This window comes from Flavobacterium frigidum (assembly GCF_048286735.1).
In the GTDB taxonomy this organism is placed as follows: Bacteria; Bacteroidota; Bacteroidia; order Flavobacteriales; family Flavobacteriaceae; genus Flavobacterium.
On the sequence record NZ_JBLVPU010000001.1, the window covers coordinates 270,365 to 291,334 of the forward strand.

16 protein-coding genes and 1 tRNA gene are annotated in these 20,970 nt (G+C 34.7%); 9 read left to right on the forward strand and 8 right to left on the reverse strand.

The window, feature by feature from the left end:
* The first annotated feature begins 36 nt into the window (after nt 1-36).
* From ACNQGO_RS01205 to ACNQGO_RS01215, 3 genes are all read left to right on the forward strand, one after another.
* Nucleotides 37-2,793, forward strand: coding sequence for a multicopper oxidase domain-containing protein (locus ACNQGO_RS01205; RefSeq protein ID WP_417983914.1), 2,757 nt, complete (start codon nt 37-39; stop codon nt 2,791-2,793).
* 107 nt (nt 2,794-2,900) lie between these two features.
* Nucleotides 2,901-3,038 (forward strand): hypothetical protein, encoded by a 138-nt coding sequence (locus ACNQGO_RS01210; RefSeq protein WP_417983915.1) that lies wholly within the window; start codon nt 2,901-2,903, stop codon nt 3,036-3,038.
* 1,068 nt (nt 3,039-4,106) lie between these two features.
* A tRNA-Glu gene (locus ACNQGO_RS01215) sits at nt 4,107-4,178 on the forward strand.
* 244 nt (nt 4,179-4,422) lie between these two features.
* On the opposite strand, the gene ACNQGO_RS01220 is transcribed toward ACNQGO_RS01215, so the two are convergent.
* Together ACNQGO_RS01220 and ACNQGO_RS01225 are read right to left on the reverse strand one after the other, a co-directional pair.
* Nucleotides 4,423-5,874 (reverse strand): flavin-containing monooxygenase, encoded by a 1,452-nt coding sequence (locus tag ACNQGO_RS01220; RefSeq protein WP_417983916.1) that lies wholly within the window; start codon nt 5,872-5,874, stop codon nt 4,423-4,425.
* Between the two features lie 97 nt (nt 5,875-5,971).
* Nucleotides 5,972-6,370, reverse strand: coding sequence for an NUDIX hydrolase (locus ACNQGO_RS01225; RefSeq protein ID WP_417947872.1), 399 nt, complete (start codon nt 6,368-6,370; stop codon nt 5,972-5,974).
* 295 nt (nt 6,371-6,665) lie between these two features.
* Between ACNQGO_RS01225 and ACNQGO_RS01230 the strand changes: the two genes are divergently transcribed.
* Nucleotides 6,666-8,210: a hypothetical protein gene (locus ACNQGO_RS01230; protein WP_417983917.1), complete on the forward strand. Its 1,545-nt coding sequence runs from the start codon at nt 6,666-6,668 to the stop codon at nt 8,208-8,210.
* Between the two features lie 466 nt (nt 8,211-8,676).
* Here ACNQGO_RS01230 and ACNQGO_RS01235 read toward each other — a convergent pair whose 3' ends face one another.
* From ACNQGO_RS01235 to ACNQGO_RS01250, 4 genes are all read right to left on the reverse strand, one after another.
* Entirely contained in the window at nt 8,677-9,303 is a 627-nt protein-coding gene (locus ACNQGO_RS01235; RefSeq protein WP_417943477.1) for a putative polyvalent protein kinase domain-containing protein, read from the reverse strand.
* 377 nt (nt 9,304-9,680) lie between these two features.
* Nucleotides 9,681-10,271, reverse strand: coding sequence for a HEPN domain-containing protein (locus tag ACNQGO_RS01240; protein WP_417947500.1), 591 nt, complete (start codon nt 10,269-10,271; stop codon nt 9,681-9,683).
* Complete coding sequence (locus ACNQGO_RS01245) at nt 10,264-11,295, reverse strand: DUF262 domain-containing protein (protein ID WP_417947499.1); 1,032 nt, start codon at nt 11,293-11,295, stop codon at nt 10,264-10,266. The genes ACNQGO_RS01240 and ACNQGO_RS01245 overlap by 8 nt, the downstream gene beginning before the upstream one ends.
* A gap of 188 nt (nt 11,296-11,483) precedes the next feature.
* On the reverse strand, nt 11,484-12,308 hold the full coding sequence (locus tag ACNQGO_RS01250) for a hypothetical protein (protein WP_417947497.1): 825 nt from the start codon (nt 12,306-12,308) through the stop codon (nt 11,484-11,486).
* A gap of 801 nt (nt 12,309-13,109) precedes the next feature.
* On the opposite strand from ACNQGO_RS01250, the gene ACNQGO_RS01255 reads away from it, so the two are divergent.
* From ACNQGO_RS01255 to serB, 4 genes are all read left to right on the forward strand, one after another.
* Nucleotides 13,110-14,435 (forward strand): trigger factor, encoded by a 1,326-nt coding sequence (locus ACNQGO_RS01255; protein ID WP_417983918.1) that lies wholly within the window; start codon nt 13,110-13,112, stop codon nt 14,433-14,435.
* 407 nt (nt 14,436-14,842) lie between these two features.
* Nucleotides 14,843-15,517, forward strand: coding sequence for an ATP-dependent Clp endopeptidase proteolytic subunit ClpP (gene clpP, locus ACNQGO_RS01260; protein WP_417983919.1), 675 nt, complete (start codon nt 14,843-14,845; stop codon nt 15,515-15,517).
* 87 nt (nt 15,518-15,604) lie between these two features.
* Nucleotides 15,605-16,837: an ATP-dependent Clp protease ATP-binding subunit ClpX gene (clpX, locus tag ACNQGO_RS01265; protein ID WP_417971823.1), complete on the forward strand. Its 1,233-nt coding sequence runs from the start codon at nt 15,605-15,607 to the stop codon at nt 16,835-16,837.
* Between the two features lie 162 nt (nt 16,838-16,999).
* The gene (gene serB / locus ACNQGO_RS01270; protein WP_417977450.1) at nt 17,000-18,232 is read left to right on the forward strand and encodes a phosphoserine phosphatase SerB; all 1,233 of its coding nucleotides are present in this window, start codon (nt 17,000-17,002) and stop codon (nt 18,230-18,232) included.
* A gap of 66 nt (nt 18,233-18,298) precedes the next feature.
* Here serB and ACNQGO_RS01275 read toward each other — a convergent pair whose 3' ends face one another.
* Nucleotides 18,299-18,448: a hypothetical protein gene (locus ACNQGO_RS01275; protein ID WP_417943491.1), complete on the reverse strand. Its 150-nt coding sequence runs from the start codon at nt 18,446-18,448 to the stop codon at nt 18,299-18,301.
* Nucleotides 18,449-18,458: 10 nt separating this feature from the next.
* Complete coding sequence (locus ACNQGO_RS01280; RefSeq protein ID WP_417983920.1) at nt 18,459-19,982, reverse strand: GH3 auxin-responsive promoter family protein; 1,524 nt, start codon at nt 19,980-19,982, stop codon at nt 18,459-18,461.
* 95 nt (nt 19,983-20,077) lie between these two features.
* Here ACNQGO_RS01280 and ACNQGO_RS01285 point away from each other — a divergent pair, with 95 nt between their 5' ends.
* The gene (locus tag ACNQGO_RS01285) at nt 20,078-20,872 is read left to right on the forward strand and encodes a DUF2797 domain-containing protein (RefSeq protein ID WP_417983921.1); all 795 of its coding nucleotides are present in this window, start codon (nt 20,078-20,080) and stop codon (nt 20,870-20,872) included.
* The last annotated feature ends 98 nt before the right edge of the window (nt 20,873-20,970 follow it).

Consider the following 20,970-nt stretch of genomic DNA (forward strand, 5'->3'; position numbering starts at 1 on the left):
AAAAATATTTAAGAGTTTCTTAGAAAATTAAAAAACATGAAAAGTACTATACTATTACTTGTATTACTGATGCTTATTTCTCCTTTAGCAAAAGCAGAAAATAAAAATGGAATTACCATTTCCAGCAAAGCATCCATTTTTCAAACACAGCAGGTAACGTACACTTGTGTGATGCACCCGGAAATACATGCGAGTAAACCTGGTAAATGTCCCAAATGCGGGATGGATTTAATCAAAGAAAAAGCGAAATCGGTAAAAAAACCAGTTGCCAAAAAACAAGTACCAAAAGCAATTGTTAAAAAGCAAATCCCATTGCGAACCAGCGTGAATCAAACCAAAGCGGCAAGTGCAGATGCGCATCAAAATCATGTAAATGTTCCGGAAAACAGCATCACAGTAAAAGACGAGCCCGTTAAAAGAACAGCTAAAAATGTGCCGCCTAGAACCGTTCGCTATGATCTATATGTTCGGGATACGATTGTCACTTTTGGGGATAAACCCAAAAGAGCTATTGCTGTAAACGGACAAATTCCGATGCCAACGCTCACCTTTACCGAAGGCGATATTGCCGAAATTTATGTACACAACGAATTAAAAGAAGATACTTCGCTGCACTGGCACGGCTTGTTTTTGCCTAATAAAGAAGATGGTGTACCAAATCTTACTCAAATGCCCATTAAACCGGGCACGACACATAAATATACCTTTCCAATTATTCAAAACGGAACCCATTGGTACCATAGCCACACAGGATTACAGGAGCAAATTGGGATGTATGGTTCTTTTATCATGAATAAGAGAAACGAGGACCCAACTTTCAGAAAAGGAATCGATGATTTACCAACCATTCCTATTATTCTCAGTGAATGGACGGACATGAAACCAGAAAATGTACATCGAATGCTACACAATGCTACCGATTGGTTTGCCATTCAAAAAGGAACTACGCAAAGTTATGCCGAAGCTATTAGAGCGGGACATTTTAAGACAAAAGTCACTAACGAATGGAAACGTATGACCGCTATGGATGTAAGTGATATTTACTATAATAAATTCCTAATCAACGGAAAAAATGAAAGTCAAATAGAAGGATTTTCTGCACCTCCTTTATCCGTAGATGATTTTGGGGCACGTAAGTTTAAGGCTGGTGATAAAGTACGATTGAAGATTTCTAATGGTGGGGCTTCTACTTATTTTTGGTTGCGATATGCTGGCGGAAAAATTACCGTCGTAGCTAGTGATGGAAATGATGTGGAACCGGTTGAAGTAGATCGATTACTAGTTGCAGTTTCTGAAACGTATGATGTTGTTGTCACTATTCCTGCTGAGAAAACCGCCTATGAGTTTTTAGCAACTTCAGAGGATCGTACTAAATCGGCCTCGATATATTTAGGCGATGGTATCAAGCAACTGATTGAACCTATGCCTAAGTTAAAGTATTTTGAAGGCATGAAAATGATGAATGGAATGATGAAAATGAATGGCGATTTAGATGATATGGGCATGCAAATGTCGCTGAACCAAATGGATATGAATGTGGTGATGTATCCTGAAATTACTGGAGCTTTACCGACGGAAGGAAGCATTAAAAGTAAATCTGGGATGGATCATTCTAAACACAACATGGGCAAAATGAAAATGGAGTCCACGCCAAAACCTGTTGCTCAAATGGATCATGCTGCGCATAAAAAGGGAGATATGAAAATGGATGATTCTGCTGCAAAAATGGACAACATGAAAATGACCGAAGCCGATTATGACAGTAACGCACTTTCAGATATAACCACCTTGAATTATGCGATGCTGAAATCGCCAACTAAAACAACGTTACCGAAAGACGCACCAGTAAAAGAATTGCGTTTTGAATTATCCGGAAACATGAATCGCTATGTTTGGAGTTTGGACAATAAAGTAGTTTCTGAAGCGGATAAAATTTTAATTAAAAAAGGAGAGAATGTTCGAATTGTACTCATCAACGGTTCGATGATGCGCCATCCCATGCACTTGCATGGACACGATTTTAGAGTGTTGAACGGTCAAGAAGAATACGCACCACTGAAAAACATCATCGACATTATGCCAATGGAAACCGATACCATTGAATTTAATGCGAATGTAAAAGGTGATTGGTTTTTTCATTGTCACATTCTTTATCACATGATGGCGGGAATGGGTCGGGTTTTTAGTTATGAAAATCAAGAACCCAATCCTTTGATTCCAAATCCAAAATTAGCCCAGCGTAAATTGTTTGCTGAAGATCGTAAATTTCATTTTATGGGCGAAAATGATTTTGCAACCAACGGTAATGATGGAATGGTAATGTTTAGCAACACACGTTGGAGTATCGGTACTGAATGGCGTTTGGGATATACCAATCATCACGGGTATGAAACCGAAACGCATATTGGGAGATACATTGGGAAAATGCAATGGTTAATGCCGTTTATTGGTTTTGATTGGAGGTACCGAAAAATGGAAATGGGAGAAATAGAAGAGAATCTTTTTGGTCAAAGCAGTACAAAGGATAAGCGAGCCGTTTTTAGTGCCGGTGTAGAATATACGTTGCCAATGCTTATCAAAGCGCAAGCCGAAGTGTACACCGACGGGAATTTCAGATTGCAATTCGAACGTATGGATATTCCGGTTTCCAAAAGATTGCGCATGAATTTGATGTGGAATACCGATAAAGAATACATGGCTGGATTGCGTTATATTTTAACTAAAAATTTCGGGATTACAACGCATTATGACAGTGATATGGGATTAGGTTTTGGGCTGAATGTGAATTATTAAATTCACAGAGTGAAATGTTTATCTATTGACTCACTGATTCGGAGTAAATTATAAACTGACCTCTGTGGAGTCATGAAGAAAGCCTATAACCTTTAAAATAGAAAATTATGTTAAATAAAGAAAATGGAGAAATGCACATGGCATCCTACATGTATATGGGGATTCATGTTTTTTGGTGGTTTTCAATAATAGTTTTAGGACTGTTAGTATTAGCAGCAGCACATAGATATAGAAAAAGAAAATGATTTTGGGCAGCACTCCTTAATTGATTTGAAAAATAAATTTCAACTTAAAAATAATAAATAGCCCTATTATTTGGTTAAAAGTGTTGAAGTTGTAACTGGAAAAATCATCCTAAAATTTTGTTATGTGTCTTACTGCTGTAAAACAGTAAGACACAAACAAATTAATCTTTTTTATGTTGTTCCGTGTGATTTTGATTTCCGTTAATAGTGTGGTCTCCCACGTTCATTCCGTTTGACATTCCGATCATAAATGCAGTAATGATTAGCATGATTTTTCTTTTTGCCCAATGAATAGGGCGTTTAGATTCCTCTAAACGGGTTTTAGTTTTGTGTTTATAAATTTTGTAAATGATAAATGATTAGACATTTGGTATCATCTTTATGCATGGAATTGCATAAATGCCTAGAAATAAATTTCTAGGATTTGTATAAACTTTTAGAGGAATTACGTGAAGTAATCATCTCATTTATAAAGATGTGTTGTGCTGTAAATGAACTTACTTTTTGATAAAGCAGCGTTTGTAATTTTAGAAGCGCCTTAATTTGAAGACCATAAATATCTTTAAACTGCAGGAAAGCTAACTGAAATAAGAATGGGGTTTTTTCAGAAGAATTGATCTTATTGAATGCGTATAACTTCGAACCTTTATAGTTTAATTCACTTCTTAGGATTGCATTCGAGAATTGATAATAATCTGCTGAATTTGATGGATAATTTAAAGTACCATCATTCACCATAAGACCAAAGGCCAGAAAGAGTGAAATGAGATATTTTAAATGCTTAGTCAATTTATTTAATTTGAATTATAATTTCAAAAATACAAAAGGAACTGTGAATTAAGGACTTTTTTTATTCTTTTTGTTCACAAGCGGCACCTTCGCATGAAACTTTAGCTTTATTCTTTAAAAAATGAGCCTATTTAAAAAAAAACTTGATATTGGTAACAGTTAGTCTTGAGTGGATTACAAATATCAAATATAATTTGGGCTGTTTTTTTTGAAGTTTTGTTTGTTTGGCTTGGTACGTTTTGTAAATAATTCTATTTTTGTACCCGAAATAAAAAAGGAGGCCCGTTCGTCTATCGGTTAGGACGCATGGTTTTCATCCATGTAAGAGCGGTTCGATTCCGCTACGGGCTACAATTACAATAATATAATTCTGTTTTTAGAGCTTATTGTTGTAGAAATTCACTTAATAACTAAGCCCTGAAAAGTCATATTTTTCAGGGCTTTTTTGTACCTGATTTTTGGAAATTGAGTTTTTTTCTTCGGTATAATCAATTTTGTCTAATCGAGTAGAGCCGAGATTTTTATTAACCGATTTTGAAATATTACTTAAACTTTTTTACAAACAGTATGTAAATTTGAAAAATATCAAAAATTACTACTTAAAAAAATCCAATCGTTTATCTTGTATCGAATCTATTCGGAGCATTTTATAATCCAAAATATAGTTTTGATACACGCGCCAAGGTGCTTTGTTTCCTTGACTCGGTAATGTTTTAGCCGCTCTCAGTATATAGCCAGAGTTGAGGTTCAATAGCGGTACTGGCTGCAAATTAGTCTCCACAACTTTAGCTTGCACCGCTTTGTATTGGTTTTTTTCTAAATAGGTCAACAAACGTGAAATGTATTCGCTTGTTAAGTCACTTTTTAATGTCCAAGACGCATTGGTATACCCAACAAAAATAAAAAAGTTTGGTAAATCACTGATCATTAACCCCTTATAAACAAAAGAACTGGCTAAGTCAAAAGGTTGCGAATCCAATTGAATAGTAACGCCTCCAAAAGGAACTAAATCTAATCCAGTCGCGGTAATAATAATATCAGCCACAAGAGTTTTGCCTGATTCTAATACAATGCCATTTGCGGTAAATCGATCAATATGATCTGTCACGACCGTTGCTTTGCCTTTCCGTATGGCTCTAAAAAAATCGCCATTTGGGGCTATACAAAAACGTTGTTCCCAAGGATTATAATTCGGAATAAAATGAGGATCTACCGGAAAGTCGCCTAATCCTTTTTTGGCTCCTTTGATAATAAAATTTTTCATTGCCTCAGGAAAGAACTTGCAGAGGTTAAAAAAGACTATAGCGTAAAAAATATTTTTATACCGAATCAATCGATAGGCTAGTTTTTTTGAAAAAACACGTTTGATTCGTGCAGCAATTTTATCATGGTTCGGTAAAGCTGCAATGTACGTGGGCGAGCGTTGTAACAGTACTACCTGCGCACCTTGATTAGCAAGTTCGGGCAAAATAGTTACTGCAGTTGCTCCACTCCCTATGATTAATACGTTTTTAGTGTTAACAGCCAGTTCTTTTGGCCAGTGTTGCGGATGAATTATTTCACCTTCAAACAGCGATTGATTTTTAAATGTGGGTGTATATCCTTTATCATAATTGTAATACCCACTACAACTGAAAATAAAATTACAGGTAAATACATTTTCTTTGGCTGTAGCCAAATTTAAAGTAGTGATGGTCCAAATTTTTTCTTTCGAATCAAAATTATAGGAAAGCGCCTTTTGTTCATAAATGATGCGGTCTTTAACGTGATATTCGTCTGCTGCTTCATTGATGTATTTTAAAATAGAAGGGCCATCAGCAAATGACTTTTGGTCTTCCCACGTTTTAAAGGAATAACCAAAGGTGTACATATCTGAATCTGATCGAATTCCAGGATATTGAAATAGACTCCATGTACCACCCAATTCGGCTCTTGCTTCTAGAACAACATAACTTTTAGAAGGATTTTTACGAGACAAATGACAGGCAGCTCCAATTCCCGAAAGACCAGCGCCAATTATGATAATATCAGTATGCGTGTTGTGCATGATAAGTTTTAGTATTTGATTTGGTGCAAAATACAAAATAGATTCAACAAATTAATAGTACACCTAAATTGAAAATATAGTACTACGCTTGTGCGCATTAGTCTAACAATTGCATTTGCTTGAGGTAGTCAAAAATCAATTGATCTACTGCTGAAATTTTATCTCTGTCGGCATAATTTAGCCAATGTAGTGATTCAATTTCAGAACTTGCCTGAAGCGTTCCCTCATAAGCTGCAGCATAGCAGGTCATTTTTACTAATACTCCTTCAGGATGACCGTGTGCTTGGGCTTCAAAAACACCTAAGTACTGCACGCTGTTTGGATCAAGTTGTACGGTCAGCTCTTCTTGAATTTCTCTTACGAGTGCTTGAGCATCTGTTTCATCGTTCTCCCGTTTTCCTCCAGGAATGTAAAATTTGTCTTTTCTAAAACTTTTTGTAGACAGTATTGATTTGTTCTGCAATTCTATCCAGGCTAGTTTATCAATTGATTTCATGTGGAGCAATTTTTAGTAATTAAAATTTGATGACTGCATCTTTATATCCAGTTGCAGCTGTTGCTAAAAATCCAACAATATAGCGAATCTAGCTACTTTTTACACTATACGATCTTGTTTTTTATGGCAGTATGATTCAAGTTGTAATTTTGCATTCCTGATGCAATTATCGATTTATTTACATACAGAATTTTAAAAATCAATGTTTTAATTTGCTTTTTTTTAAAAATTTTTAACCAAGTTTAGAAAAACATTCATATATTTGTTTAACCTTAAATCTAAAAAATTAAACAATATGAAACATCTTAAAGTAAAATTATTGCTATTGGTAATGGGGATTTCTCTGTTTTTTGTTGCTTGTGACAATGGAGATGATGCTCCGGCTCCAACTGTAATTAATTCCAAAGTCTATCAATTGGGCGCGGTAGGAACTTCTGGCGTAACAGGAACGGCGACCATTATTGAAAAAAGTGATGCAACATTAAGCGTTGAGTTAGTATTGAAAAATACTGTTGCAGGAGCTTCACATCCAGCACACATTCATTTGAATACCGCTGCTGAAGGTGGTGATATTGCACTTACATTAAAAGCAGTTGATGGTGCGACTGGAAAAAGTACTACTGTATTTAGTGCACTAGATAATGGCACAAAAATTACTTATCAAGAACTACTTAATTTTGATGGGTATATTAATGTTCATTTAAGTGCAAGTAGCTTAGCCACACTTGTTGCACAAGGAGACATAGGACAGAATCAACTTACGGGAGTTTCTAAGGTATATACTTTGGGAAGTGTTGCTGTTCCAGCAATTTCGGGAACTGCTACTTTCTTTAAAAGAGTAAACGGAGAAGCACTAGCAATTGTACAATTGCAAAACACCACAAATGGTGATTCACACCCAGGTCACATTCATGCCAATACAGCAGCCCAAGGTGGTGGGATTGTATTTTCATTCAAACCAGTAACAGGTGGTACAGGATTAAGTGTTACAAACGTATCTAAACTAGATAACGGAACTGCCTTTGGTTACGACCAATTACTAACCTTTAATGGCTATATTAATTTTCATCAAAGTACTACTAATTTAGCTTCTCTTGTTGCTCAAGGCGATATTGGCCAAAATGAGTTAACAGGTAAAAAAGTAAGCTATGTATTAGCTCAAAAAGACGTTGCAGGAATTAGTGGTACTGTAGAATTTGCAGAGCGTGTAAACCTAACTACATTAGTAACCATTAAACTGATAGGAACAACGGCAGGTGCGATTCACCCAGCGCACATACATGAAAGCAATGTAGCTACTGGTGGAAATATCATTGCGGGTTTGAATCCAGTAAATGGGACTACCGGAATTAGTAAAACACAAGTAGCTACCTTAGTAGGTGGTGCTGCAGTAACCTACACGCAATTCTTAACACGTGCGGCTTATGTAAATGCACACTTGAGCGATGCGGACATGGCGACTATCGTGGCACAAGGAAATATTGGTTCAAGTGTTGGAGGCGGTGCTGGAACAGTTGAAACAAAAACATATACAGTTACTAATAGCGGTTCTTCATCTTACATTTTTAATGGTGAAGGATTCACAAATACAAGTAATCCAAATTTAACCTTAAGAAGAGGCGGTACCTACACTTTCAATGTGAATGCACCGGGACACCCTTTCTACATTAATACGGTTCAAGGTACTGGAACTGCCAATGCATATAATTCAGGCGTTACGGGTAATGGAGCAGTAAATGGAATGGTAAAAATCGTGGTTCCTTCAAATGCACCAAATACCTTATATTACAACTGTGAATTTCACGGTATGATGACGGGAACAATAACAATAACCAACTAGTTTTAAATTTGTAGTTTGTAAAAGGGGAGTGGTAAAACATTCCCCTTTTGCTTTTTATAAAACGTATTCGAATTCTTTTCCCTGACTACCCCTTTTGTAAAACGACTAATTTACATAGTATCTCAGTTTTTGATCAGCTAGAGCGAACTGATTGGTGTCTTGGCTGTTGCCAAAGTTCTAGTTGTTAAAAATATAGATTTAGGATTAAGGGATTTTATGTTCACAAGTAAAGGAACACAAGCAAAAATCATCTTGATTTTAACGTACAAAAAAAGAGGACACTACATCCTCATAATATTCTTTTTCTAAACTTTACGATAACTCCATAGGACCTGACAGTGTCTGGTTTCAGCTTGTCCGCTGCAGAGGATTCATCAGGAATTTCATTACTTTGTCGGTTCGCTATTGTTTGGATGTTTGTTCGTCGCAGCGAACATAACGAAGTCTAGCTGTTTAGAGGCTGTTTTTAATATTTAATCCAAAACGCTTCGGTTAAGTAAAAAACGGTATCTATGAAATATAAAACTTCATTTCTTGTCAAAACATTTTCATCATGTAAATCTTCTAAAATAATTCCGATTTCTCGATTGATATAATCATTGTTACGATTATTTTCAAAACCATTTAAAGTTAAAAATTCTTTGACTTGCTTCAAATCTGTTTTAGCAGTTATTGAAACATAAGATTGTTGAACAACCGCATATAAAATCTCATTATCTTTAGTAAAGCCAATCAAATCGTATGCTGTATCTGGAAAGAAATAATTGTGAAGCAATAAATTGTGTAAATAATCTTTCCAAGAATTGTAATAAATACTGTCATTCAACTTAAGTACATTTTCTGTATCTTTTAAATATACTTTTTGCTCTGCGCCTTCACTAACATATTGAGTTAAATCAATATCTATCCAAAGATTATTATCAGAAATATAGCTTTCTAATTTCTTTGTTTCTTGTTTTTTGATGTGCTTTTCGTCTTCAATGATTGTGCTTGTTTGCGCGCCATCGTTAAGGTAACTGGCGACTGATTGGATAGTTGTTCCATACCTAATTTGGCTCTTTCCTGAAAGGACATTGTGTAGTTCATGTTTCAAATGATTTTGCATCAACAAATATAAACAAACTTTTTAATTATTGAAAAGTCGTCGATCGTTACATCTTTCAAGATAACCGCGGTCGAAAGGTGTCTTGGCTGTAGCCCAAGTTCTAGTTCTTACAAAATCTAAAATTAGGATTAAGGAAATTTCTATGCATAAGTAAAGGAACACACGCAAAACCATCTTGATTTTACCGCATAAAAATAGAGGACATTACATCCTCTCGATATTCTCTTTCTATACTTAACGAAAAGTAGATAGTTTTTGCCTGTGACCGATTCTACCGTAAAAACGGGACAGGCTGTTTAACCGGAGTTTCATTGTTTGTGCTGCGCACTCAACGAGACTTTAGCTGTTACTAGCAGTACTTTTCATCATATTTGGTTGCAAATTAATTTATCGAGATTAGTAATGTATTCAGATAATATTCCAATATTTTCGATTAAATCAGCATTTGAGATGTCTGATGCATCATCGTTGTGATGAACAATTCTATTTCTTTTCAAGACAATATTATTAATCCGATCTTTTTGATTCAAAAAAATCGAATCTTGTTCTAGAATAATTCCAAATTTTTTGAACAAATCTCTTGTTCTAAATGGACTTCCTGAAATAAAATCATCTAATTCTTTTTTCTTAATTTTAATTTTTAGAGGTTCTATTTTAGAATCTGCATCTTTGAAATCTTTTTCAATATTCAAACTCCATTTAATCAGATTATGAGGTATATTTTTTTGAGATAATTTTAAATTTGTTTCGTCAATCACAACCATTAATGCATCCTTTAGATACGATTCTAAATATGCACACATAACAACAAGAAATGATTTTGTGAAAAAATTAGAGTTCTCAATGAAAAAAATATCTGGTTCGTCTGAAATCATTCGATTATTTGATGTGTCAATTATTTCGATTAATTTGTTAAATTGATTGATATATGATTCTTTATGTATTGTATTATCCATTTATTGAGTCTAATTTTTCAATCCACAGTTTTCTTCTTTTTAATATTGAACTTTTCTGTTGTAAACCTCCAGAAAGAGTTTTGTTAAAATTAACATCTTGGCAAAGCTCTTTAAATTTTTCTCCTATTTGTAATTTATTTACTGCAATGAACTCATTGCTTAAACTACGAAAACTCCACATTAATAAATCGTAATAAACTAAACTTTGTCTTTCTTTTAATTTAGTGGTGTTTACAAAAGGGTTATTGTCAAATGTTATCATACATTTATTTAGTGTTTCTGTAAAGTCAGTTCTCATAATTTCGATTTGATCATCTTCGATGTTTTGATTTTGCTCAATAAATTTATCTAAGTATTTCGATAATTTATCTTCATAATTTGATAAATCATTTTGCATTGCAAAATATCGTAAAATCATTTCGTTCGTTTCTCTTCCGTCTTTTGCGTTTTTTCCAGAAATTCCATTTCCAAAGGAAATAATAAAAGGATTGTTGCTTAATTCAATTAATAGGTTGTCAAATTTTCCTGGGTATATTGCGTGTCTAATTTCTTGTGGTGTTAATTGAACAGCACCTTGATTTAATCTTGCAAAAATTTCTTGAATTAATTCTTTTGGATTTTCTTTTCTAAGTATTATGCAACGAATTGTTGTGTTTTCTAATTCGGTTTTATAATCTCCAAGTTCAGAAAATAATTTACCTTCTAATTCATCAAAAACTGTTAATCCTTCTAATTTAAACTCATCATTAAAGAATCTTTTAATTGAAGTAATACGTTGAACACCGTCAATTACGATATGATTACCAAATTCATTTTCTGCAAAATAACAAGCAGGAAGCGGAATTCTCATTAAACAGGATTCAATAAATTTGGATGCTCTTTCATTTCCATCATTATCCCATTTATATTTTCTCTGAAATTCGGGATCAAGTACCAATTTTGCTGGATTGGTATTTGTTCTTAAGATTAAAGTTTCAAAAGGATAATCAATAGGGTATAGATTTAAGTTTCTATTTTCGGTCATAATAGTTCATTAAGTTTTATATTCATATTCTGCCATAGCATTGCTAGAAATGTTCTGGTACTGCAGTGAGTTTGGTACTAAATTAAGCCTATTCTTCGGATTTGCCAAATCATCCCAAATACAAAACCATCTTTCCAATAAGCCTATTGCCCAAATCCGTTATAGTAGCTGTTACCTAAAGAATTTACTCATTTTCCTTTCCAATCTCTTTCAAATCTAGTAACATATTTTGTAAGTTTTTGATTTATTCCTGCAGTAGAATAATTACTTTCAATCGCTTGTTTAGTTACAATAGATGCTAATCCGTGTAATATTTGTATGCTTTGTTTTATATAGACTTTATCGATTTTTGGTTTTTCTCCAACTTTATAAGTTGAGTTTTTCACTTCTCTATTATATTTTCTATCAACTTTACCATTATTGTGGGTATAAATATTTCTTCGTGCAATAATTTCTTGGTATAGTTCAATAGCAGTTTTAAAATACGATTCTATATTTTTGTCTACACCAATTCTAGCTTTGTCTTTGGTAAAAAAATCAGAAGGTTTACCGTAAAAAATCCCTCTGATTTTTTCTTCGGCAATTTTTGATATCATTTCAGTTTTATCTACACTTTCTAAAATAACTTTTATGAGTTTTTCTTTTTGTTCCTCTGTTTCATCATTGTTTAACAATTTATGAGAATGATCACGATAAATTCTAAAAGTTAAATCTTGTAAATAATTTTCAGTTAAAGAAACTGCTTCAAATAATGAACGTGATGGGTTTGTCTTTTTTAAAGTTCTAGCTATTACACCAAAAATTAAACTTTTTTTGAAGGCTGCCACATATGTTGAAGTTACACCTTCAAATTTCATTAATGGAAAATCATCCGTCTTTAAAAGTTCATGTAATTGTGGATAATAAAATTCTACAAATAAAAAGTCTTTATAGACTTCAAAGATTTGAGCAAAATAAGCGCTATACTTACTGTTAATTTCTGAAACTCCATGATATTGTGCAGTTGTTGTCATTTTTAGTTTTTTAAACTTTCAGGTAACTTGAATGTAAGTGTAACAAAATCACTCAAAGCCACCTCGTTTTGAATAGATATGTGTGATAAACGTCACATATTATTTGTTTCAAATATATAAATAATTCTTTACAAACTATCAAAAGGACTTTTTATTTATTGCAAACTTTTCGTACTAATGAGCATATAAATTTTGGTGGTTTCGCAGCTGCGATGTCCCAATAATTATGGTATTAATAGAATATTAATGCCTTGTCCTAATAAAGAGTAGTAAAATTATGGCTCAAGCCCAATTTCCTCGTTTGGCGAAAGTGTAATTCCACACAAATCCTTTTTTTTTTTAAAAAGATTGCCAATTTACCCGAAATTAAAGTAAGATGATTTTGTAATACTAAATTTCGATGAATTCATACAGCAGCAATTTTACGCTACAAATTAAAGATCTAATCTTACAGAATTCTAATCTCTGTTATTATTTGGGAATGTGAAAGTCACCTTGCGCATTTATCATTTGTTGGAAAGAAAAATTGGAGTTTTGTACTTTGACCCGCGTGAAGGATGGCAGTGGAGCTCTTTTATGGACAGCCTTTTTTTGGCTGGCGGTAAAAAGCGGGAACGAACAGCCTGACGCAACGCAGAGAAACGGAGGTGCGGCACGCCCAAACAAACCAAATATTTTAGATTTTTGGGGTCAGAATCCGACGGAATGCAATGCAAAAGGTTCGGGTGTAAAAAACTTGGTTGGCTTGTAAAAATTTTATAATTTTGCAGACCGAAATTATAATGTAAAGTAAAGAAGAAGATGGATATCAAAAGAGTAGCAATAGACGCTGTAAACGAGACGATTGTAATGACTGTAGTTCAGATGGATTACAAAGGTCAAGTAGCAAAAAGAATAAACGAAAAAATGCCTTTGGCAACCGTAAAAGGATTCCGTAAAGGTGCTGTGCCTAAAGATCTTGTTGAAAAACAATACGGAAAAGCGATCAAACAAGAAGAAGTTCAAAAAGTAGTGGATCTAGCACTAGAGCGTTTTGTACAATCAGAGCGTTTAAACTTGTTAGGAACTCCGTTACTTAAAGTGAATGAAAACTTTGATTGGAGTGCTGAAGAATTGGTTTTTGAATATGAAATTGGATTGGTTCCTAACTTCACTTTAGACTTAGAAGCTAAAAACGACATCGTAAAATATGTGGTTACTGCTGATGATAAATTGATTGACGGACAGGTAGCAAGAATCCAAAAGCAATTTGGAACTGCCATTCCTCAAGAAGTTGTTGCTGCAGATTCAGATGTGACTGGAACATTCTCTAACGAAGAAAAAGGAATTAATAACGCTACTACTATTGCTGCTGATCTTTTCAAAGACAAAGCGACTTTTGACTTGTTCATCGGTAAAAAAGTAGGGGATGTTGTGACTGTAAATACAAAAGGTTTATTTGAAGACGACCACCAATTGATGGACGTAATGAAAGTAAATCATGATGACGTGCACGGTTTAGAAGTGGATGTAAACTTCACCATCGAAGCGATCAATACAGCTGAATTGGCTGAGTTAAACCAAGAATTGTTTGATAAATTGTTTGGTGCTGGAACTATTGCTACTGTAGAGGAATTGAAAGCAAAAATTAAAGAAGATGCTGAATCTCAATTTGCACAGCAAGCAGACCAAAAATTATTAGGTGACGTTACTGAGTTCTTGATCGAAAGCACAAAATTTGATTTACCATCTGAATTTCTTAAAAAATGGTTGCAAACTGTTGGGGAGAAAAAATTATCTCCTGAGGAAGCTGAGGTAGAATACGCTCGTTCTGAGAAAGGATTGCGTTTTCAATTGATCGAAGGTAGAGCTATGGCTCAGTCTGACATCAAAATCACGTTTGAAGATTTGAAAACATTCACAACAAAAAATATCCGTCAGCAAATGGCACAATTCGGACAAACAAATCCTACTGACGCAGAAGTGCAAGGAATTGTTGCTAGAGTTTTGTCGAACCAAGACGAAGTAAAAAGACTTTCGGACCAAGTGGTTGCAGAGAAATTATTGGAATTGTTCAAAGAAAAAGCAAATCCTACAACGAAAGAGGTTACTTACGATGAATTTATTGCTGCTTCATACGGAGAATAAATTCGAGTCGTAAAGTCAGATGTTATAAAGTTAAAAGTTGAAAAAACGGAAAAAATTTCGTTAGGTGTTTCAAATTTTAAGATTTTATTACAAATGCAAAACAATAAAAAATAAGTATATTTGAGCGTCAGAAAATTAATTTTGACGCTCTTTTATTTTTTAGTGTTTTTAGGAGCTAATCCAGCTTTTCACTACAAGTTTTTTCTTCCGTTTCTGTTTTTTAAATCCCTGCAAGAGCTTCTTTCAGTCGCTTTGCAAGAATAAAAAAACTAAAAAACGGAATTCAAAAAGCTTTCCGTTACAATCTGGGCTAAAAAATAAGACATATTGACATCATTTAGAAATAGGTATGACCTTTGCACTAAATGGATTCATAAGATATAACGTAAAACTTAGAACAAAAAAATATGAACTACGGTAAAGAATTTAAAAAATTTGCTACAAAGCACCAAGGGATAAATGCTATGTACTACGACAAAATCGTAGCGGCAATGAACCCAACTAATATGACTCCATATATTATTGAAGAACGCCAGTTGAATATTTCACAATTAGACGTTTTTTCTAGACTAATGATGGATCGTATTATTTTTCTAGGAACTGGAATCGATGACCAAATTGCAAATATCGTTCAAGCACAATTGTTGTTCCTAGAAAGCGCAGATGCGTCTAAGGATATTCAAATTTACTTGAATTCTCCAGGAGGAAGCGTTTACGCAGGTTTAGGAATTTATGATACCATGCAATACATCAAGCCAGATGTTGCTACAATTTGTACAGGAATGGCGGCTTCTATGGGAGCGGTATTGTTGTGTGCGGGAGCAGCAGGAAAACGTTCGGCTTTGCCACATTCAAGAGTAATGATTCACCAGCCATCGGGCGGAGCGCAAGGAGTTGCGACAGATATGGAAATCAACTTACGCGAAATGTTGAAACTAAAAGACGAGTTGTACAATATTATCTCGCACCATTCTGGACAAACTTTTGACAAAGTGCACAAAGACAGTGAGCGTGATTACTGGATGAAAGCAGATGAAGCTAAAGAATACGGAATGATTGATGAGGTTTTAAGAAGAGGATAAAAATACAGTCGAAAGTCGAAGGTCGAAAGTCAAAAGCAATGCTAGTAACTTTCGACCTTATGACTTTATGACTTTAGACTAAAAAGAATGGCGAAAGAAAAATTAGAATGTTCGTTTTGTGGTAGAAAAAAGCCAGAAACTAATTTATTAATTGCAGGAATTGATGCTCACATTTGTGATAAATGCATCGAGCAGGCACACGGAATTGTTCTGGAAGAATTAAAAACATCCGGTAGTTCAAAACTAGTGGGTGATTTGATTTTGAAAAAACCAAAAGAAATCAGAGCGTTCTTAGACCAATATGTAATTGGACAAGACCAAACTAAAAAAGTAATGTCGGTTGCGGTTTACAATCACTACAAACGTTTGATGCAACAGCAACTAGACGATGAAGTGGAGATTGAAAAAAGTAACATCATCATGGTGGGACAAACAGGAACAGGAAAAACATTGGTGGCTAAAACCATTGCCAAAATGCTGGATGTACCGTTAGCGATTGTTGATGCTACAGTTCTTACTGAAGCAGGTTATGTTGGGGAAGATGTGGAGAGTATTTTGACACGTCTTTTGCAAGCAGCTGATTATGATGTAGCCAAAGCAGAACGCGGCATCGTATTTATTGACGAAATAGATAAAATTGCACGCAAAAGCGACAATCCGTCTATAACTCGTGACGTTTCTGGCGAAGGTGTGCAGCAGGCATTATTAAAACTGTTAGAAGGAACCGTTGTGAATGTGCCACCAAAAGGAGGACGCAAGCACCCAGACCAAAAATTCGTTGAGGTAAATACACAAAACATTTTGTTTATCGCCGGTGGTGCTTTTGATGGTATTGAAAGAATCATTTCAAAAAGATTGAACCGTCAGGCAGTAGGGTATTCTACTTCTAAGAATACAGATAATATTGACAAAGACAATTTGTTGCAATACATTATCCCAAAAGACATCAAAGATTTTGGATTAATCCCTGAGATTATTGGTCGTTTGCCAGTATTAACGCACATGGATCCTTTAGACAGAGCTACATTACGTTCTATTTTAACAGTGCCTAAAAATGCGTTGATCAAGCAATATGAGAAATTGTTTTTGATGGATGAAGTAACTTTCACTATTACAGATGAAGCCTTAGATTTTATCGTGGATAAAGCCTTAGAATATAAACTTGGAGCTCGTGGACTACGTTCGTTATGCGAAGCCATTTTAACGGATGCGATGTATGAATTACCAAGTTCTGATGACAAAACATTAGAAATTGATGCAGATTACGCTAAAGAAACATTGAATAAAAATTTATTGAAGCGATTGGAGATTGCGTCATAGAAATTACATATTTCTCAAAAATACTAACCTGTTCATTGATTTGAACAGGTTTTTTTAGGGGTAAATTACACTATATGTTATTGTTTGTAAAAAGGAACCTTATTTTTTTTTATCAAGGTCAAAATACCGAATTTTGTCCTTTCTAAATCAAATAAGTACAGCATGCAACTAGAAGAAAACGAGGTTATTTTATTAAAAGTTTCTGGACAAGATAAACCTGGTGTAACGGCTGGATTATCATCTATTCTAGCAAATTACGACGCCATTATTTTAGATATTGGTCAAGCAGATATTCACGACACGCTTTCTCTAGGAATTTTGTTCGAAATCAAAGCGGGATCAACCTCAGGTCCCGTTTTGAAAGATTTATTGTTCAAAGCCTATGAATTGGGCGTAAAGGTTAAGTTTAGTCCCGTTTCTATTTCAGATTATGAGATTTGGGTCAAAGGACAACGCAAACAACGCTATTCGATTAATGTGTTAGGAGAAACATTGACTGCAGTGCAATTAGCCGCTGTGACTCAGATTTTATCCAATCAAAATTTGAATATAGATTCTATTAAGCGTTTAACAGGTCGGGTTTCTATTATCGAAAAAGAAGAATTCCCGCGCTCTTGCATCCAATTGTCGGTGACGGGAACCATCATAGATAAGTCTTTTATGACGGCTAGTTTTATGGAAATTTCCAGAACCTTAGATGTGGATATTTCGTTTCAGGAGGACAATATGTACCGAAGAAACAGACGCCTGGTGTGTTTTGATATGGATTCGACTCTTATTCAAACCGAGGTTATTGATGAATTAGCGGAGTTAGCAGGTGTGGGTGTGCAAGTTCGTGCTATTACGGAAGCAGCGATGAATGGCGAAATCGATTTTAGCGAAAGCTTTAAACAACGCATGGCTTTACTCGAAGGATTAAGCGAAGAGGTACTGCAAACAGTTGCTGAAAATTTACCTATTACCAAAGGCGCTCATCGCTTGATGAAAGCCTTGAAATACTATGGCTATAAAACAGCGATTCTCTCTGGAGGTTTTACTTTTTTTGGAAAATACCTGCAAAAAGAATTGGGGATTGATTATGTACATGCTAATGAACTTGAAATTATCGATGGGAAATTGACAGGGAACTACTTGGGCGAAATTGTTGATGGTAAAAAGAAAGCCGAATATTTACAAGCCATTGCAGACAAGGAAGGCATTCATATCAATCAAACCATTGCGGTGGGTGATGGCGCCAATGATTTACCGATGTTGAATCTAGCAGGTCTAGGAATCGCTTTTCATGCCAAACCAACCGTAAAGGAAAAAGCCGAAAGTTCTATTTCTAGTTTAGGTCTGGATGGTGTTTTATACTTACTAGGCTACCACGACAGACATATTGATATGATGGAGTAGGAGTAAAATACGGCAAAAATTATAAAAAATAAGGCTGTTCAAAAAAGTGATTTTTTACAGCCTTTTTTATGCTTTAACGGTAAGTATTTTTTCAGGTTTTTCTTGTGTTTGTTTTTCTGGAACTTTACAAATTCCTCTAGCGCCACAACGCATTCTGTGCGGTCCGCAAGAACTTATTATAAAAAGTGTAATCAAGATATAAAAGGTATTTTTCAACTTTCCAATTTTATACAGTTTCCAACTGCATGCTTTTCAACTGCTCTAAATAATCTCTTTGGTTGGATAATCTCGGAATTTTATGTTGCCCACCCAACTTGTCGTGGTCTTTTAACCAATCGTAAAATAAATTTTTTCGCGCTACGTTAATTATTAGCGGGTTCAATGTCATGTTGTTGTAGCGTTTGGCTTCGTAATCTGAATTTAAAGATTGTATAGATTCATCTAGTGCTTTCTGGAATTGTGATACATCTGCAGGAGGATTTTTAAATTCAATCATCCATTCATGAGCACCTTTTTCTTTGCCTTCCATAAATATAGGAGCCACGGTGTAATCGACCACTTCCATTTGTGTTAGTTTACACGCTTTGGCAATAGCCTGATCGGTATTTTCGACCATTAATTCTTCGCCAAAAACATTGATGTGATGTTTGGTTCTTCCCGTTACCCGAATGCGGTACGGATTTAATGACGTGAAACGAACGGTATCACCAATCAAATAGCGCCACAAACCAGAATTAGTTGTAATTACCAAAGCATAGTTGGTAAACAATTCCACATCAGCCAATCGAATAACTTTTTGATCCAGTGTCCCAAAAGTATCCATCGGAATGAACTCATAGAAAATTCCGTAGTCCAACATCAATAATAAATCACTGGAATAATTTAAATCCTGAATGGCAAAAAAACCTTCAGAGGCGTTGTATATTTCGTAGTATTTAAAATCTTTTTTCGGCAGTATTTTTTTGTATTGTTCACGGTACGGCTCAAAATTCACACCACCATGAAAGTATACTTCAAGATTGGGCCAAAGGTCAAATAAATTCCCTTTTCCTGTTTCTTCTAGCATTTTATTCATTAGGACCAACATCCAGGAGGGTACACCGGCAAAACTGGTTACATTTTCATTTTTAGTTTCGTTGATAATGGCTGCAATTTTGGTTTCCCATTCGCTCATCAAAGAAATTTTATTGCTAGGCGTACTGCTAAACTCTGCCCAAATAGGCATATTTTCAATCAAGATTGCGGATAAATCGCCAAAAAACGTATTATTGTCTTCATAGATTTGGGAACTTCCTCCAAGACGCAAGCTTTTACCAAGAAACAATTCTGATTCCTCGTTATTGTTCAAATACAAACACAATAAATCCTTGCTGCCTTTGTAGTGACAATCCTCTAATGCTTCATTGCTTACCGGGATAAATTTACTTTTTGCATTGGTCGTACCGCTAGATTTGGCAAACCATTTTATGGGAGTTTCCCAAAAAACATTTTGCTCTCCGGTGCGGGTACGCTCTATTAATGGTTGTAATTCTTCGTAGGTTGAAATAGGAATCCTTTCTGCAAAAGTTGCATAGGAATGTATAGATGCATAATCATATTCTTTGCCTAAAGCAGTATTTTTAGACGACTGAATTAAATCCAAAAGCAATTCTTCCTGAACCTCATTTGGATATTTCAAGAAAAGTTCGATCTGATGAATTCTTTGTTTGAGAACCCATGAAGCAAACGAATTGATTATGGTTAGTGGCATTTTTAAATTATGAATTATGAATTACGAATGATAACTTTACCAAAAATAACAAAATTTGTTTAACAACTTGTGTAAAACCCGAAACTTTAAAGCGCATGACTTACGAAGGTGTACTCAAAAAAATGCAAACTGAATTTGGAAATCCAATTCAATATTATTTAGTTTTCGAAAATAGTTTTTTAAATGTAAATCAATTATTGAACAAGAGCCTAGAAATTAGTTTTGTAGGCTTTCAATGCTTGAATTGCTCCAAAAAGAAAAAAATATTCCGTCAAGGATTTTGTTACGATTGTTTTTATTCCAGTCCTGCAGTGGGCGACTGGATTATGAAACCAGAGTTGAGTACGGCACATCTTGGTATTCAAGATCGGGATTTAGCATACGAAGAAAAAGTGCAATTGCAACCGCATATTGTCTATTTGGCTTTGTCTAGCGAAGTCAAAGTGGGCGTGACCCGTAAAACACAAGTGCCAACGCGATGGATTGATCAAGGTGCGAACCAAGCCATTTCTATTGTAGAAGTTCCCAATCGCTACTTAGCAGGAATTACCGAGGTGGCGCTGAAAAACCATTATGCCGATAAAACGAATTGGCGTAAAATGCTAACAAATAATGTGGAGCACATTGACTTAGTAGCGGAGCGATTAAAAGTAGAAAACTTAATCCCAACAGAAGTTCAAGAATACTTTTATTCGCAAAAAAATGATTTGTATGAGATGCATTATCCTGTTCTGGAATATCCCGCCAAAGTAAACAGTTTAAGTTTAGATAAAACACCACATTTTCAAGGAAAACTTACCGGAATAAAAGGGCAATATTTACTTTTTGAAGATGGAAGTGTTTTCAACATTCGGGGTTCCGAAGGGTATGTAGTTACAATTAATGTTTAAGAAACACAGGTTTTTTAACCATTAAGGAATTAAGTTTCATTAAGATTTAGAGCTTAATTTTTCTTAATTCCTTAATGGTAAAATCTCAAAAGCAAATA

Coding starts and splice junctions, on each gene's coding strand:
- ACNQGO_RS01205 (WP_417983914.1), top strand. CDS start 37: ATGAAAAGTACTATACTATTACTTGTATTACTGATGCTTATTTCTCCT.
- ACNQGO_RS01210 (WP_417983915.1), top strand. CDS start 2,901: ATGTTAAATAAAGAAAATGGAGAAATGCACATGGCATCCTACATGTAT.
- ACNQGO_RS01220 (WP_417983916.1), bottom strand. CDS start 5,874: ATGCACAACACGCATACTGATATTATCATAATTGGCGCTGGTCTTTCG.
- ACNQGO_RS01225 (WP_417947872.1), bottom strand. CDS start 6,370: ATGAAATCAATTGATAAACTAGCCTGGATAGAATTGCAGAACAAATCA.
- ACNQGO_RS01230 (WP_417983917.1), top strand. CDS start 6,666: ATGAAACATCTTAAAGTAAAATTATTGCTATTGGTAATGGGGATTTCT.
- ACNQGO_RS01240 (WP_417947500.1), bottom strand. CDS start 10,271: ATGGATAATACAATACATAAAGAATCATATATCAATCAATTTAACAAA.
- ACNQGO_RS01245 (WP_417947499.1), bottom strand. CDS start 11,295: ATGACCGAAAATAGAAACTTAAATCTATACCCTATTGATTATCCTTTT.
- ACNQGO_RS01250 (WP_417947497.1), bottom strand. CDS start 12,308: ATGACAACAACTGCACAATATCATGGAGTTTCAGAAATTAACAGTAAG.
- ACNQGO_RS01255 (WP_417983918.1), top strand. CDS start 13,110: ATGGATATCAAAAGAGTAGCAATAGACGCTGTAAACGAGACGATTGTA.
- clpP (WP_417983919.1), top strand. CDS start 14,843: ATGAACTACGGTAAAGAATTTAAAAAATTTGCTACAAAGCACCAAGGG.
- clpX (WP_417971823.1), top strand. CDS start 15,605: ATGGCGAAAGAAAAATTAGAATGTTCGTTTTGTGGTAGAAAAAAGCCA.
- serB (WP_417977450.1), top strand. CDS start 17,000: ATGCAACTAGAAGAAAACGAGGTTATTTTATTAAAAGTTTCTGGACAA.
- ACNQGO_RS01280 (WP_417983920.1), bottom strand. CDS start 19,982: ATGCCACTAACCATAATCAATTCGTTTGCTTCATGGGTTCTCAAACAA.
- ACNQGO_RS01285 (WP_417983921.1), top strand. CDS start 20,078: ATGACTTACGAAGGTGTACTCAAAAAAATGCAAACTGAATTTGGAAAT.